Source organism: Methylobacterium sp. TK26, from assembly GCF_055361565.1.
In genome coordinates this window covers 1,421,332-1,437,338 of the sequence record NZ_CM143965.1, presented here as the reverse complement: position 1 = coordinate 1,437,338, position 16,007 = coordinate 1,421,332, and the positions used below count along the sequence as shown (strand labels likewise).

11 protein-coding genes and 1 pseudogene are annotated in these 16,007 nt (G+C 63.3%); 8 read left to right on the top strand and 4 right to left on the bottom strand.

The features are described 5' to 3' along the window. The first annotated feature begins 526 nt into the window (after positions 1 to 526). The 7 genes from ACXJ1Y_RS07040 (at position 527) to ACXJ1Y_RS07010 (ending at position 13,230) form a co-directional block, all read left to right on the top strand. Positions 527 to 1,633, top strand: a complete 1,107-nt coding sequence (locus ACXJ1Y_RS07040; protein ID WP_463849388.1) for a hypothetical protein — start codon at positions 527 to 529, stop codon at positions 1,631 to 1,633. A gap of 391 nt (positions 1,634 to 2,024) precedes the next feature. Then, the gene (locus tag ACXJ1Y_RS07035) at positions 2,025 to 5,735 is read left to right on the top strand and encodes a DEAD/DEAH box helicase (RefSeq protein ID WP_463849387.1); all 3,711 of its coding nucleotides are present in this window, start codon (positions 2,025 to 2,027) and stop codon (positions 5,733 to 5,735) included. A 266-nt stretch (positions 5,736 to 6,001) separates the two neighbouring features. Next, positions 6,002 to 8,029, top strand: coding sequence for an ATP-dependent nuclease (locus ACXJ1Y_RS07030; RefSeq protein ID WP_463849386.1), 2,028 nt, complete (start codon positions 6,002 to 6,004; stop codon positions 8,027 to 8,029). Between the two features lie 14 nt (positions 8,030 to 8,043). After that, positions 8,044 to 10,344 carry an nSTAND3 domain-containing NTPase gene (locus ACXJ1Y_RS07025; protein ID WP_463849385.1) on the top strand — a complete coding sequence of 767 codons (2,301 nt, stop codon included), beginning with the start codon at positions 8,044 to 8,046 and terminating at the stop codon, positions 10,342 to 10,344. 937 nt (positions 10,345 to 11,281) lie between these two features. Next, a protein-coding gene (locus ACXJ1Y_RS07020) for an IS630 family transposase (RefSeq protein ID WP_463846574.1) occupies positions 11,282 to 12,237 on the top strand; the annotation gives its coding sequence in 2 pieces (ribosomal slippage) (positions 11,282 to 11,633 and positions 11,633 to 12,237; 957 coding nt in all). Positions 12,238 to 12,541: 304 nt separating this feature from the next. Beyond that, positions 12,542 to 12,883 (top strand): hypothetical protein, encoded by a 342-nt coding sequence (locus tag ACXJ1Y_RS07015; protein WP_463849384.1) that lies wholly within the window; start codon positions 12,542 to 12,544, stop codon positions 12,881 to 12,883. A 62-nt stretch (positions 12,884 to 12,945) separates the two neighbouring features. Continuing rightward, positions 12,946 to 13,230, top strand: a complete 285-nt coding sequence (locus ACXJ1Y_RS07010; protein ID WP_463849383.1) for a hypothetical protein — start codon at positions 12,946 to 12,948, stop codon at positions 13,228 to 13,230. 80 nt (positions 13,231 to 13,310) lie between these two features. On the opposite strand, the gene ACXJ1Y_RS07005 is transcribed toward ACXJ1Y_RS07010, so the two are convergent. The 3 genes from ACXJ1Y_RS07005 to ACXJ1Y_RS06995 all read right to left on the bottom strand — a co-directional run bounded on the left by ACXJ1Y_RS07005 (position 13,311) and on the right by ACXJ1Y_RS06995 (position 15,171). Continuing rightward, on the bottom strand, positions 13,311 to 13,589 hold the full coding sequence (locus ACXJ1Y_RS07005; RefSeq protein ID WP_463849382.1) for a hypothetical protein: 279 nt from the start codon (positions 13,587 to 13,589) through the stop codon (positions 13,311 to 13,313). A gap of 164 nt (positions 13,590 to 13,753) precedes the next feature. Next, a complete protein-coding gene (locus ACXJ1Y_RS07000; protein ID WP_463849381.1) occupies positions 13,754 to 14,878 on the bottom strand; it encodes a nickel/cobalt efflux transporter in 1,125 nt (374 codons plus the stop codon). 14 nt (positions 14,879 to 14,892) lie between these two features. Next, on the bottom strand, positions 14,893 to 15,171 hold the full coding sequence (locus tag ACXJ1Y_RS06995) for a metal/formaldehyde-sensitive transcriptional repressor (protein WP_243953542.1): 279 nt from the start codon (positions 15,169 to 15,171) through the stop codon (positions 14,893 to 14,895). A gap of 142 nt (positions 15,172 to 15,313) precedes the next feature. Between ACXJ1Y_RS06995 and ACXJ1Y_RS06990 the strand changes: the two are divergent. Beyond that, a pseudogene (locus ACXJ1Y_RS06990) lies at positions 15,314 to 15,499 on the top strand (VIT1/CCC1 transporter family protein); the annotation flags it as partial. 3 nt (positions 15,500 to 15,502) lie between these two features. Here ACXJ1Y_RS06990 and ACXJ1Y_RS06985 read toward each other — a convergent pair. Then, positions 15,503 to 15,754, bottom strand: coding sequence for a hypothetical protein (locus tag ACXJ1Y_RS06985; protein ID WP_463849380.1), 252 nt, complete (start codon positions 15,752 to 15,754; stop codon positions 15,503 to 15,505). Positions 15,755 to 16,007 lie beyond the last annotated feature (253 nt).

Here is a 16,007-nt window from a genome sequence, read left to right as displayed (position 1 = left end):
GCGGACCGCCCGGCGGCAGGTCTTCTGCGGAAGGTCGTGGATCCTCGTCGGACAGTCCAAATCGGCCCGCTGCCGAGCCGCCGGCCGTGCCTCATTGTTCGGGATGACGGCCCAGTCACACTATCTCCGTTTGGGAACTCGAAGCCGGCTTGCAGGAGCCGCTTAATCCGGAGCCGCCACCGGGCTGCTCCGGATTAGGGGAGCTGAGCCCTGTTCCGGTTCGGCTCGGACACGCGAGGCGAACCGGAACGTCTTTTTGGGATCGTCCTTCCCGGGATCGCTGTCCTTCCGGGGTCCTGGCCGGGCTTTGGTTCGCGCGCCCGAGCGAACGGCAAAACCCGGCCGCCGCCCGTCGGGGCGGCCGTCTTCCGGGGTTCCCTTCCGGGGTTTTAACGGCTGTTCAGGCTACCCGCCGTGGCTGGTCAGCGGGCCGAACCGGAGCACGCGCGGTCCGGCATGAGGCTTGACCGTTCGCTCGTCCTCTTGTCGCCTTCACGCATGAGGCGATCGATGAGGTTGGAGACCCGTGGAACCCCTGTCGTACACCCAGATGATCGGGACGGCGTTTGCGGCCGTTCGGATCGAACTTGGCTTGAAATCACGCACGCTTCAGCCCGACGACCCTCACCCGTGGGGCCAGCAGAAGGTCGGCGCTCGCCGGGCCACACTGAAGAAAGGCATCGCGGAGACGAACGCGAAGGTCGAGGCTCTTAAACGGGAGTTCCTCGAGCGTTCTCAGGCCCTGATGCACAAGCAGATCTCCTACGCGGTCAAACTCGCCGAGGTCGAGACCTTCACATCAATCATGAACGGGGAGCGTGCTCGCCGCGGGGGTCGCAGGATGCGATCGGCGCAATCCGCAGGTTCGGCGGAGCATCTTTCGCTATCCGGATGCCATTCCGAATGGGGAGCCTGGGACGATCCGGACCCTGAGGAGGACCCTTGGGAACAGGACGACTATGACAGCCCCGACGACGTTCCCAGTCTTGCTGCCATCATGGATCGCGCCGACGAGCTGGACGAGGAGGAACCTCGCTTGGATCTGCAGGGGCTGTACGCGCTGGTCGCGGCATCGACGCCCGGTTGGCTGGATGTCGACGCGCCGCCGCCCTGCGTCAGGGCGCGGTTCCCGCTCTGCGGGATGCGCCTTGGTAACCAATGGAAGCTAAGCCCTCTCAATATTGGTGAGCTCTTACCGCTGCTCCCGGAGATCGGCGACATCCCTTCGTCTGCGCTGCCAGCCGCTGAGGATGAGGTGCTGACTTGGCTCTTGTCCGGTGAGGGAGCTGGCTACCGAGAGCCGGTCCAGCAGGCGATCTGGCGCGAGCAGGCGCGACGCCACGTCTGGCCCGATCTCCTCGAATTGTATGGGTTGATTCTGGCAATCGCGCCGGGCGGCCCCGGCGGAATTAAGACGCTTGAGGAGGCTGAGGAGAAATTTGCTTACTACAAAGACTGGTGTTGCATTCCCATTGACCCCGTTTTGCATCCGGTCTGGGACGAACTCGTGATGCTCCTTCCGAGGCGTCCTTGGCTCACGTCGGGCGCCGGGCTGCAAGCGGTGCCCGAAGGCGACGGCAGCGACGCCTCCGCCTACGAGGACGACGATCCCAGGGACGCGGGGTCGACCTGAGGCCGATGAGCTCGTCGAGCATCTGTGGCGGCTCCGTTGCAAAGCCAGCAACGGAGCCGAGTCGACCATCGGTCCACTGGATACATACCTCTGGCCGGTCCGACCCCGACGAGAGGTGATAATTCGACGTCCGGCATTTAGCCGTACGAGTGGAGATCCCTGAGGCCGACCTCTACGACATGCCCGGAGACGCTAGCAATGGCTACACTGTCCAACAGGATGACGACGAAGTCGAGGGTTGAGGCGAGCTAAATTTATAATGACATCGCACCCTGCGCTGCCCCGGCGCGCGAGTATGTTGATGACTGCCATCGGACGAGAAACAAGCTCCCTGCAATCTTGAGTGAGCGCCCCTGGTCCCGGCATTAGGAGCTTCGAAAAGGAAAATCCCTTGCAGCACATAACCGCTGATTCTGAATGGCAGACGAAGCTTCTTCGCGCGGTGCGCTCGCCTGAGGAATACCGGATCTACAAGGCAGCCCTCGAATGGGACCTGACCGATCCGATCGTGATTGAGTCACGCAAGGACGTTAAATCGGAAGCGCAGTGGCGTGACCGGGTCGAGCCGTTCCACCATCAAGTCAGCAATCTGATTACTTTTTGCCGCCGCTTGCCTGTAACGCTGCTCGCGGACGATGTTGGGCTCGGCAAGACGATCAGTGCGGGCCTAGTGATGAGCGAGCTCATCACGCGTTCACGGCTGTCGCGGGCCCTGATCGTCTGCCCCAAACTTCTTGGACCACAGTGGAAGGAAGAGCTGGAGACGAAGTTCGATATTGCGGCCGAGGTCGCAACGGGTCGCGACCTTCTGAACGCGAACCCAGACGGCGTCGGCGCGATCATCACAACGTACAATTCAGCGCGGCTCTACCTGGAGAAACTTCCTGCCGATCGCTTCGAGATGCTGATCCTCGACGAGGCGCACAAGCTACGAAATCTCTACGGTACACTGGAGCCGCCCAAAGTGGCGCAGGTCATTCGGAGTGCCTTAGCGGCGCGGCGGTTCCGGTTCGTGCTGATGCTGACGGCCACGCCGATCCAGAATCGGCTTTGGGACCTCTATTCGCTAGTCGATCTGCTCACCGTGGCGAGGGGACACGAGAACCCGTTCGGCAACGAAGGCCAGTTTGCCCGGCGCTTCATCGCAGGTGACCGAGAGCAGGCACGCCAGCTGAAGCCGGAGGCGGCCGAGGCGTTCCGGTCGATCGTCTATGGTTACATGTCTCGGGTGCGTCGCGGCGACGCCAAGCTCCATTTCCCCGACCGCAAGGTGCAGCTGCACCGGGTGCAGCCGACACCAGCCGAGCTCGAACTGATCGCAATCGTCGCCAAGGGTATCGAGAAGCTTAATCGTCTGGCGCAGATCGGCATCCTCCAGGCGCTGACAAGTAGCCCGCACGCGCTCAGCGCCCAACTCGATAACATGGAGCGCAACGGCACGATTGCGCCCGATTTCGCGGGCGCGGTGCGGGCAGTCGTGCGGGGCATGACGACGAGCGCAAAGCTGGATGGCCTCGGACGATTGATCACCCAACTGAAGCACGAGAATCCGGACAGCTGGCGGCTCGTCGTCTTTACGGGGCGGCGGGAGACTCAGACCACCATTCAGGAGTTTTTGGAGGGGCACGGCCTGACGGTGGGGATTATCAACGGCACGTCTGGTGCGCGCAACCAGGAGACAATCGGACGTTTCCGCGCCAATCCGCCCGGCTATCGCGTCATCGTCTCGACCGAGGCTGGGTCAGAGGGCGTGAATCTGCAAGTCGCCAACGTGCTGGTGAACTACGACCTACCCTGGAATCCGATGATCGTGGAACAACGCATCGGCCGGGTCCAACGTCTCGCGTCCCAGCACGCCCATGTCAGCATTCTGAATGTCACGCTGCAGGGAACTTTCGAGGAGTACATCGTCGGGCGGCTCATGGAGAAGCTGCAAATGTCGACGAGCGCCATAGGCGACATCGAATCTCTGCTGGAAGGCTCCGTGGGGGGCGAGGATGGCGCCGCGGGCTTCGAAGAACGGATCCGCGAACTTGTGGTGGCAGCGCTCAAGGGTGCGGACGTCAAAGCAAGCGTGGCGATGGCCGAGCAAAGCATCGCGGCGGCCAAGCAAGCGCTCCTTGAGGAAGAAAAGCGCATCGATGCGATGCTAGGGGACACGGACGGCCAGGGCTATGTCGGGCCGCGGGCACCGAGTCTGCCGCCGCAGACGCGTTCGATGGAGTACCAGCCCTTTGCTCTTGGCGCTCTGGCTCAGCTCGGCGCGCGGGTAACGCCATTGGCCAACCGTCTGTTCGCGATTGAGGATGATGGCGGCCAAGAAGTGATCCGCTTCGAGCGCGAGGCGATGAGCGGGCTGCGGTCCTCGCTTTACCAGCCGGGGTCGCCTGCTTTCAGCCGGATGGTACAGCGGATGGTGATCAGCGGCCGCTATGCGGTCCGTGACCTCGACGAGGATCCACGGCGTGGGGCAGATTCAGCGGCGAGGCAATGGGTCGAAAGCTTCGGGGGGACTCTGGTCGGCACGGAAAGCGCTGCCGCGCGCCGCTGGTTCGAAGGGGTTATCCTGGTTCGCGTACGGGCGATCGTTGCGCACGACGCCTACGAGCGGCTTATCGAGGTGCGTTGTGCCCCGCGTAATCGGGCAGAGTTTCCTTTCATCCGTGATGCTTTAGCTCCGCTCCCTCTGGTTCTCGATGCAGCCTCGGATGCGTTGGGGCTTAGCGTCGACCAAGTCATGGATGCGGCCCGTCAGGACCCGGGCATCGCGGAGTTCACGCGCTTCTACCTGGAACGGCGCGGACAGGAGATGGCCTCGGCGGGCCAGGACGCCCGGAAGCGTGCCAAGATGGAGGAGGACTTCACACCGCGTCTGTCGTTCGTGCTGGCAGGCGCGGAAGGCTCTGTTCGCCGGGACGTGCAGCTGCGGGTCAGCTATCGGGTCGGCGACGGCGGCTACGCGGATGAGCTGACGATCGTCCCCTCCTCTAGCCACGTTTTAGCGGCGCCGGCACTGGTATCATGCGGCACTAATCAGCGGACCGTACCAGAGACCTGCCTTGATGCATGCGCGATCAGCGGGCAGCGGGAACTGCGGCATCGCTTAGTGGCGTCGGAACTTAATGGCCGTCGAGCGCTGCCCGAGTACGTGGTCCGGTGTGCGCTGACAAATCGTTGTCTCCTGACCGATGAGGTCGAGCGGTCGGCCATGTCCGGCAAACTCGTAGGACGGGACCAGCTCAAAACATCAGCAGTCAGCGGCAAGCATGCAGAGGCCAACTATTTTGGGCGCTGCGTCTTCTCGGGCGACGAAGCGTTGCGAAGTGAGCTGCGGACGAGTGATCTGTCAGGCAAGCTGTTCCGGGAGGATCGGGCCGCGACGTCGGCCGTATCCGGGCGCATTGGCCATCAGGACGAATTCGTGGCCTGCCACGAGACGCGAGGCCTCCTCGCCCCGAGCGAGGGCGAACGGTGCAGCGTGACGGGACATCTGGTTCGCTCCGGTATCCTAGAGCCCTGCGCAGCCACGGGAACTCGCTCCCTCCCATCGGAGCTTGGCCGCTGCGTCGTTACCGGAAGCCGGGTGTTGAAGCGCCTCCTCGTGCCGAGCAGCGTTTCCGGGGCCCTGATGCTTGAGGAAAAAGCCGTGCGCGCTGCCCATGGCGTGTATTGTCTACCTGCCGAAGCCCAACCGTGCGGCTGGAGTGGACAATCCGTACACCCAGAGGATTTCAGAATCTGCGCGCTTACCGGAATCGGGATCCACTACACGTTCGCAACGAATGCTGCTCCGCCGCGCCTCGCCCCACTTGTTGCCCTGCTCGACGGCGTCAACCGTGCCACTGATCGGCAAGATGCCTGGACCTTGGCAGCAGCTCAGCAAGCAGCGGTCCTTCGCAAAGGAAAATGCCGGGTCGAAGCCGGTGTCGCGTCACCGAACGGTCTACGCGTTGCCATGGCGTCGGAGGTCCGCACGCTATTAGGCCTGAAGTCGCGCCAAGCAGGGTTCGTCTACGAGCCGTCCACCAACCAGATCCTGGGTCGTGTAGCGATGGGAAAGCGGGGTACTACCGGCTGGTCGGCAGATGATATGACTTTGTAGTTGGAAGCGGGCGTGAGTGAGCCAGCCTCGATGGCTCAATCCCGGTTAGGCACTGCATGTTGGCTTCTCACCCGAAGCGGACTTCCGGACAGACCGTTACGAAAGTCAGCTTCGCGCCCTATTGTCGTCGTTATCGTGCCTCTGCATTGAAACTGGAGGCTGACGTTCGTTCACGCCGCATTGCGAAATACCTGTCCGAATGGTTGTGATTGCCCTTGTATTCGGACAGATCGAAACAGAAACGTAGGGGTAACGGGGGGGGGGCAATGCAGCTCGAGCGCGCGAGGATCAAAAATTTCAGATCGCTTCGAGATATCGAAGTCAGTTTTGGCTCGCATACGGCGTTCATCGGTGGCAACGGCGCAGGCAAGTCGTCGATATTGAAAGCGCTCGAGAAATTTTATTCGGCATCGAAAAACTGCGACGCCGACGATTTCTTCGCGCGCGAACAAGAGCAACCGATCGAGATAGAACTCACTTTTCATCAGCTGAGCGATCAGGAAGCGGCATCTTTCGAGGACCGCATTCGCGACGGAAAGCTTGTTGTCACCCGAGTCTTCGATGGAGGCCCTTCAAGCGGTCGCTATCACGGTGTCGTTCCACAGATCCCCGATTTCGCTGCGATTCGATCGCAATCCGCCGCGACGCCGAAACGCGCGGCCTACAATGCCCTGCGCGAAAACAATCCACTCTACGCGGATCTACCCAACGCCGGCAGCGCCGCTGCGGTTGATCAGGCGCTGCTGGACTGGGAGGCAGCCCATCCGGCGCAACTGGTCCTGTTGCCCGACGACGGGCAGTTCTTCGGTTTTCAGAACAATAGCCGCGGCAAGTTACAAAGGCATACAAGCTTCGTCTTCATCCCGGCCGTGCGCGAGGCCTCGGCCGATGCGGCCGATGGCAAGACGAGCGTTATCGGCAAGCTGCTCGAGTTGCTGGTGCGTAGCCAGATCTTGCAGCGACCAGACGTCCAGGCCTTCAAGGCGCAGATGACGGAAGCCTATCAGGCACTGGTGTCGGCGGAAAACATGCCCGAGCTTGGCACATTGGCGGGAACACTCACCGCCGACCTGCGCGGCCTGTACCAGGATGCGGAGGTAGCCCTGAACTGGCGTGAGATCGGAGAAATGCCGGTCCCGTTGCCGATGGCGGACGTGTATCTCAAGGACGACGGTTTCGGCGGCCCGGTCGATAGACAGGGACACGGCCTGCAACGAGCGTTCATCTTCACACTGCTCCAACATCTGGCGCGCACAGTGGTCCCGGAACCTGATAATACAGGTGCCGGGGATGCGGGTGGCGGCGCTCCAGACGGTTCGGCGGTGGTCGCCCAGGCACCAACACTGATCCTCGCGATCGAGGAGCCCGAGCTTTACCAGCATCCCACCAAGCAGCGACATTTCGCCGAGGTGCTCCGCGGGCTGAGCAGTGGCACGCTTCCGGGCGTCGAGGGGCACACTCAGATCATCTTCGGCTCGCATTCGCCGATGTTTATTTCGATGGGCAAAGCCGATGAGATCCGGCTCACCCGCCGCTCAACCTGCCCCGACAGCCCGTTCAAGCAGTGCAGCTTGCAAGCCCTCGATCTAGGTATCGTGGCGCAGAAGCTTGAGCGCGGCTGGGATAAGCCCCCCGGCTCCTACAGCGCCCAGACCTTGACGCCGCGGCTCCATATCCTTGGAGCAGAACTGGCCGAGGGCTTCTTCGCGAAGGGGGTGATCCTAGTCGAGGGGCGCAGCGACAAAGCAGCGCTCGCGGCGGCCGGACGGATGCTCGGCGTTAATTTTGAGGCGGCCGGGATCGCTATCCTTTCGGCCGAGGGCAAGGCTAACCTCGACCGTCCCTATGTTATTTTCCGTGAACTGGGCATTCCGACCTTCCTGCTCTGGGATTGTGATCAACATCTGCCCGACTCTAAGCGTTCGCCCACAACAGATCTTGCCTTGAGCAGACTCGCTAAGCCAAACGAGGTGTTCAATGGCGCCCCGACTGATGACCTTGTCTGCGATTGTTACGCGCATTTCGGAAAAACATTGGAACATCGTCTCAAAGAGGATGTCACCCCGGACATTCACGCCGCGTGCCTTGCTTCTGCTTGCGAACTATTCGGCGCGCACCCAAGCAACGACACTCAAAAAATCCCCGAGGTCGTTTATCAGACCTTGCTGCGCGCCAAGGAGCACGGTCGCGAGAGCGATATGTTGAAGAATGTGATCCGCGCAGTGTGGCGCTTTTTTCGCGACGAGGATCTGCCTGACCCGCCACAGGCGCAAGCGCCAGTGGCCATCCCGTGAAGGTCGGTCATGACTTGAGTGAGATTGTGCCGGTCCGAGAGCGCCGCGCGCACGGTCCGTGGAGCGACCTAGCACTTCATACGATCGGTTGGCGTGCATTCCAGGATCTCTGTTCGCAGGTTTGCGAGGTCGTGCTTGGCCGTCCGGTCGAGATTTTCCGCGAAGCGCAGGATGGCGGGCAAGACGCTGTCTTTCTCGTTCCGTCGGGATCGGATGCGCCTTCCATTGGCACAATCCAGTGCAAGCATACCTCGGAGGCGGGTAAGGCGCTGAAGGCGGGCGACCTATCGGGCGAGATCCAAAACGTTGGGGAACTGGTTAAGGCCGGTCTGGCTGACAGTTATGTCTTCATGACTAACATGAGCGTCGATGCGCTTGTCGCTGCCGCGATGCGCGCGCGATTGCGGGCGCTCGGCGTGCGTAAACCGCATATATTAGGTCGCCAGTACATCGTTCGGGTGATCAGGAGTAGCGCCCGCCTGCGCGCACTCGTGCCACAGGTCTATGGTCTCGGTGACTTGACCTCGATTGTCGACGAGCGGCTCAGCGAACAGAGCCGGGCGCTCCTCGACAGCTGGATTCCGAAGCTGCGGACTTATGTTCCTACCAAGGCCCATCGAGACGCCGTTAACGCGATCTCGGATCATGGTGTTGTGCTTCTGCTCGGCAATCCGTCGAGTGGCAAATCAGCGATCGGCGCCATCGTCTCGACGATCGCATCGGAGAACCCGGATAACACCGTCCTTGCTCTTACAAGCCCACGCGATTTCGAGGCGGGATGGAATCCAAACGATCCCGGGCGGTTTTTCTGGATCGACGACGCCTTCGGTTCGAACGTGCTACGCGATGACTATGTCCAGGACTGGGCCTCTGCCTTTTCAAAGCTGCGTGCAGCGATCAATCACGGTAATCGCTTCCTGCTGACGTCGCGCAAGCACATCTATGAGGGAGCGCGGCGGCGGCTCGGCCAGCGCAATCTCACGCAATTCACGGACGGAAGCGCCGTGGTTGACGTGGGCGATCTGACCTTCGAGGAGAAAGCCCAGATACTCTACAACCACGTCAATTTCGGCGAGCAGAGTCAGAGTTGGCGGTCGAGCGTGAAGCCTCACCTTGCGGCCGTAGCCGCCGTAGAGGAGTTTCTTCCCGGTATCGCCGAACGGCTTGGGGATCCTAACTTCACCAAAGGGCTGGCGCCGCGCAAACCCTCGCTCGTCCGCTTTATGGAAGAGCCAACCGAGCACCTTATCGATACCGTCAATGCATTGGACGATCAGCTACAGGCGGCGCTCATGCTGGTCTATGTCCATCAAGTCGGCTTCGATCCAAGCGACCACGATCCGTTGGCAGCGCAGGCGGTTGCAGAACTGACCGGCTATTCCATTGCCAAAATTCAGGACTGCTTTGCTGAGTTGAAGGGCTCGTTCTTGAAGCTCTCTGGACCAAGGTGGACCTTCGCACATCCGACGATCTCGGACGCTCTGACAGAAATCATGAGGCAAAAGCCGCATATGATGGCAGCGTTGATCCGCGGCGCGCCTATCGATACGATTCTCGGAAGCTTCACGTGTGAGGGATCTCCGCTCATCCGGGACGCGCTGGTCATACCGGACACACTGGATGACGCTTTGGTCGCCCGTCTCGGCCGTACGCCTGACGAAAGCCATCGCAATTGGATGCTATTCCAGTTTCTATCCTATCGCGCCAGCGAGGTAGTCTTCTCGAAGGTGGTTCGGCAACACCCGGATTTATTGCGGCGATCATGTTGGCGGACGGATCCCGTTAGGAATGACCCGCAGCTTGCTACCTACGGTCGGGCAAATCGCCTTGGCCTCCTGCGCGACGATCTGCGCCTGGAAGCAGCGGACAGGCTTGAATCGGCGGCGCACAATGCGCTCGACGCTTCTTTCTTCGAGCAAGAGGACATGCTCGGGATATTATCGCCGTTACGCTTGGTTGGCATGGGCATGGGATTGCGGACCACAGTCTTGCCTTCCCTCGGAGATCGGATCGAAGAGATTGCGGCGGATGCCGATCTCGACGAGGAGCCCGAAAGCCATTTTGAAAAACTGCTCGACGTTCTGGATCGGATAGAGGCGATTGGCGTCGACGCCGACGCCGCTGCTTTGATCGACGAAGCACGTGATCAGGTCCGGCACTCGGTCGAGGCGATTGAAGAGCGCAAACGCGAGCGGGATAAAGAGGACGAAAGCGCCACGGACTGGACTCACATTGTGACGCAGAAGAAGGAAGAGGCGTCAGTGGCGCTTGCGCCCACGGCGACGCGATCGATATTCGACGACATCGACAAATGAAATCGACTGATTCTAAATGCCCAGTTGACGCACGGCCCTCTGAGTAAGCGTCCGCAATCTACTTCCGGACTTCTGAACCCAACAAAACGCAATCGGCCAGATTGCATTGGCTGTATAACGGCTCGTTTGCGCCCGGCAATGCATCGTTGGAAGTCCGCGTCGCTAGTATCTTCCTGGCACTGCCAGTCCGCAATCGCGCCCATACCGGAAGTCCAGACGTGCGGTTGGCAAGGTCTGCTTATGGCGCTTTGCCGACGACACTTTCGTGATTTCGTGGGGCTCGGAGTGCCAGTCTAAAACCCTGGTATTCTGCCTGCGGCAATCCCTTGTGGAGCACCAAAATTCAGCATTGGCATTGAGCGCGGGATCGTATCAACTGCTTGTACGCACGAAGCTGAGGCGCGTGTAAAAACAATGACTTAAGTCAAACGCTTTGCTGAGTTGGACCTGGGTGAGAATCCTGGCGCCCCAGCCAAACCCTTACTAAGTCATTGATTTATTCAACCTGTCCCGGGGCTGCTTGAACGGTGGGGTTGGTTGCGCGTACTTACCCACAGGGGCAGGCCGTTGATGACTTGTGTTAACGTCTACCCTCGTCGAGCGGCATACTGGTAGCGAAGACGATTCCGTTGCGATGAGCGGATTCGACTGCCCACTGCTACTGTGCGGGGAACGTCCACTACGGTCGCTTCGGGCCTGGTCGCCACCGACCCAGCAGGCGCGCGCACTCGGCTGGGGGCTTAACGCGGAAAGCCTCCGCGTCTGGGATGCCCCCGCCCCGCGAACGATGCCTCAAATCCGCAATCACCTCCGCGCTTAGGTCGACCGGGAGCGGAGCGCGCGATCCCCTAGAGCCGTGTCCGGCTGGGTTGAATCGTTGGGGGTAGCGGGCAGTCTGCGGATCTGATTCGATGTTGGGCTTTCCGAGGAGGTCGGGATGCCGTCAGCGCTATCGATGGATCTGCGAGAACGCGTGATCGCGGCGATCGAGGCGGGAGCTTCGCGCCGACAGGCGGCCAAGCGCTTCGGGGTCGGCCCATCCAGCGCGATCCGCTGGCATGAACGCTTCCAGGCGGAGGGCGCGATCGCGCCCCGGCCCTCGTGCGGGCAGCGACCCGCACCGGCCCTCGAAGCGCACGCTGAGCGGATCCTTCAGGTCGATCGGGAGCAGCCGCAGGCCTTCCTGCACGAGGTGCGTGATATCCTGGCCGAGCAGGGTGTCCGCACGAGCGTCAGCGGGCTGTGGCGGTTCTTCGCCCGGCATCGGATCACCCGTAAAAAGGGGCTGTCTACGCGGCCGAGCAGGAGCGTCCGGACGTGAGAGCCGCACGGGAGGCGTGGTTCGAGGGCCAACTCGACTTCGATCCCGACACCCTCGTCTTCATCGATGAGACGGCGACCGCCACGAACATGGCCCGCACCTATGGTCGGGCTCCACGCGGCGAGCGTTGCCGGCTCCTCGTGCCCCAGGGCCATTACAAGACCACCACCGTCACCGCCGCCCTGCGCACCAGCGGCTTGGTCGCCACCACCCTGTTCGACGGGGCCACCAACGGCGCGCGCTTCCGCGCCTACGTCACCGACACCCTGGTCCCGGTGCTGAAGCCGGGTGACACCGTCATCCTCGACAACCTGCAATCCCACAAGGTCGTCGGCGTGCGCGAAGCCATCGAGGCGGCCGGCGCGCGGCTCCTCTACCTCCCGGCCTACTCGCCCGACTTCAACCCGATCGAGCAGGCCTTCTCAAAGCTCAAGGCGCTGCTGCGCACCGCCGCTGCCCGAACCGTCCCAGACCTTTGGGCAGCCATCGCCCGGGCCTTCGCAGCCTTCACCCCAGCGGAATGCCGCAACTACATCGCCGCCGCCGGATACGACGCTTATGACCCAACCTAAACGACAACAGCCCTAATCGGCGGTTGGTCCTATCCCATGAAGAAGCGTTGAGTGCTTCAGCGGCTCACTCTTTGCCTCGAACCCCAACTGCAGTGAAGCAGCAGACACTGGCTCGCGCCGTGGCCAAAATCCTCGCCCGGTCACTCCCCAACCCATGATTTGTTGCAATGCAACATTCGCGGCAGCCAGCTGTTGTCTGATTGCTACCCTCGCATCGCCGCGTGAGGGACGGCACCGGGTCGCCCGTTCGTCGGACGGGGCCGCGGCGCTGCCATCCTCCGAAAGCGACACGATGCGCCTCGCAATGAGTCTGGCCGCCCTGGGGCTCGCCGCCCTTCCGATCCCCGCCATGGCATCCTCCTGCGCCGAGCAGATCGGAACCATCGAACGCCGCCTCGACAGCGCGGGCGCCGTCCAGGTCACAGGCCTGCAGGCGGGGCATACCCTGCGGACGGGCTCGCCCCGCGGCGTGACCACGGTCCGCCTGGACGCGCCGAGCGACCCCGATACGGTCTCCACTGCCGTCCACGTCGCTGCCGCACGGACCCTGATCGCCCGGGCGGTCGCGGAGGATAGCCGGGGCGACCAAAGGGCCTGCGAGAACACCATGACCGTGGCCAAGGGCATGATCGGCGCCCTCCCGTAGCGTCTCGTTCGCCGGGCGGCTCGCGCGCGGACCGGCTAGCACAAGCACGAAGGAAGCGTGAGATGATCGGTCCCGCCGAAATTGAGGACATGCGCCTCGACCTCCTGGCCATGGACGAACGGGCGCATCTCTACGATGCCGCCCTGGTGCCCCTGAACCGGCATTGGGAAGAGCGGGGCGCCGCCTCGGTCGGGAGCGTCACCCGGATCTGCGAGCTCGTCTTCGCCAGGGCCGCGGACCGCCCGCTCGAGGACTGGAAGGCCGTCGTGACGGAGGCCGTCGAACAGGCCGGGTTCGGCATCGTCTGGAACGGCGACGCCGTGGCCTCCCTCGAAGCGCGCCGCTAGCCTTCTCAGGGTGGGACGCATGGGCGTCCCACCCTTTCCGGACCTCGCCGCCGGGTTCGTGCGTCCCGGCGGTACGAAGATCACATGCGATGACCGCGGTGGTGGCCCATCATGTGGCCGCGCATGTGGTGACGGCCCATCATGTGGTGGCCGCGATGGTGGCGCATCATGTGACCGCGCCTGTGACGGTGGCCCATCATGTGATGGCCGCGATGGCCGTGCATGCCGTCCATCCGAACCTCGGTCACGGCGGTCGGTGCCTCGACCGCGCCGACCATGCCCGGGGCGGCAGATGCGGGGGCGACCGAGGCGGCACCCAGGGTCGCCAGGATGGCGGCGGCGAACAGAGACTTCCTCAAGAGCGTCCTCACATCGTTATGGCCGGCGGGAAATTGGATTTGATCTCGGCCGGGATCGGGGAACGGCTCAGCTTCGATGCCCGTTCCGTGGGGTCCGTTGTCCTCCTCACCAGTCCGTCCGGTGCCGCGACCCCAGTGTCGGACCCATCGCCGGGGGCCGGCGCTCAGCCTTGCCGAAACGGGGCCGCACCGGCGGCATGATCGGCCCGTTGCCGGTCGATGCCCTGCCAGCCCAGCCAGCCGGTATAGACGCCGACCACCACGATCAGCGCGGCCGAGGCATAGGGGGCCCGCCGGGCGAAGGCGCCGAACCCAGACCAGCGGGAGGCGACGTGCTTGACGCTAAGGGCCGCCAGCACGCCCGCCGAGACCATCGTCAGCGCGAGGCCGATGCTGAAGCACACCACCAGTGCGAAGCCGAGGCTCAGCTGCTTCAGCTGGATGCAGAGCAGCAGCACGGTGATCGCGGCCGGGCACGGGATGAGCCCGCCGGTCAGGCCGAACATGACGATCTGGCCCGTGGTGACGCTGCGGCCTGCGAAGCGTCGCCGGATATCGGCGGCATGGGCGCGGGCATGCGCGTCGTCCTCATCGCCAAGGTTCATATGAGCGTGGTCGTGCTCCTCGAACGCGATCTCGTGCGATTCCGTCCCGCCCGGGGCGTCGATGCAAAGCCTCGCCGTGAAGGCATGCGGCTCCGGGATCTCGTCGAGGCTTTCCAGATGGTCGCCGTTGCGCGCGAACCCGAAGGTCTGCCGGGCGCCGTCCGGGCGCAGGGTCTCCACGGTCAGCGCCGAGGCGGCCGGCAGCGGTCCGCGCTCGCCGCGCACGCGCCAACGGGGCGGAACGCCGTCCTCGAACACGTCCAGCGTTAGGGTCCCGTCCCGCGTCGCGATGCGGCGCGCCTCGTCGTGCTGATGGTGGTCATGATCGTGCTTGTGGTGCTGCTCGCGCCACGTCCGCCATGCCATCCAGAGGGCGATGCCGACGATGATCACTGCGGAGGCGAGCTGGAAGTACGGTTCCGTCGCCTCCGTCCCCCATTCCTGCCCGAGGTACTGGCCGCCCAGGGCGACGACCCACACCACCGCCGTGTGCGAGAGCGTGGCCGCGAGCCCGAGCAGGACCGCCTGTTTCACGGTCCCCCGCACGGCGATGATGAAGGCGGCCATCATCGTCTTGGAGTGGCCGGGCTCCATGCCGTGGAGGGCACCGAGGAGGATGGCGGTCGGCACGAAAAGCCACGCGTGCGCGGTCCCCTCCCGGAGCAGGTCGGGCAGTGAGGTCATGGGTGCGGCCTGCGTTATTTGAGGTAGGTCCGCACCACCTCGATCAACTCGGCGGCTCCCCGGGCGCGCTCGGCGTCCGGTTCGGCGTCCGGGTTCACGACGTGGTGGCGGATGTGGTCTTCCATCAGTTCGGCGGTCAGGCCGTTGATGGCCCCGCGCATCGAGGCGACCAGCATCAGGACGTCGGAGCAGCCGATCTCCGCCTCCAAGGCGCGCTCGACGGCTTCCGCCTGTCCCTTGATCCGGCGCACCCGCGCCAGGAGCTTGGTCTTGTCCTTGATCGTATGGGCCATCGGACGGTTCATCCTTCCGCTGAATGTATAGGGGGGTACCCTATCTGCTGTCGAGCCCTCGGTTGCGTTCCGGGCCAGGGAGGCCCCCTATCATGAAGGCGGGACGGATCGACCGATGATCGGGGCACCCTCGCCCTGCAGGTCGCCGGGAAACCTCGCCGTCAACACGGTGTCCGGGGCCTCTCTGGTCTTCCTGGCCGTGCTCGGGGCGCTCAGCGCCAAGGTGGGCGGCGCGCCCATCGCGTGGGCCACGGCGCGCGTGACCTTCTGGGGCGTGCTGGCCATGGCCGTCACGGCCGGCACCGGGAGCTTGGTCGGCAAGGCCGTGCGATCACCGCCTCGGGTCGTGGCAGTGCATCTTCGGCGGGGCCGTCCCGCAATCCAGCGAGCAGGTCTGGTCCGGTCGGCAGAACCATTGCAGGGCACCGGACTTCAGGCAGGCGCCGGAGCAGTGCAGGTGGGCGGCGTCGGTCGGCTCGATGAAGGTCGGCGGTGCGTCCGGCGATGCGGCGGGTTGCTGGGCCCCGGCTGCGGGCATGGCCGCCAGTTGGATCAGCACAGCCCAGCGCCATCGACCGGCCACGTCCCACTCCTCGGCCGTCAGCGCCATGCCCGGCATGACACCGTTGCATCGGAGCCGCTGACTCTTCCGCCTCATGCAAGGAACGCGGATGCCTGGAATTCAACTAAAATCCGTTTCATTCTGGATATCGCACCCGCCGTCCTAAATATCGCGAAGCACTCCGCAGATCATACCGGAGATGAGATTGACCAGCCACGCTTGAACCGGAACGGCTTTCCGGCGGGTAGTGTTTCCGGCGGCGCTTCCGTCCGCG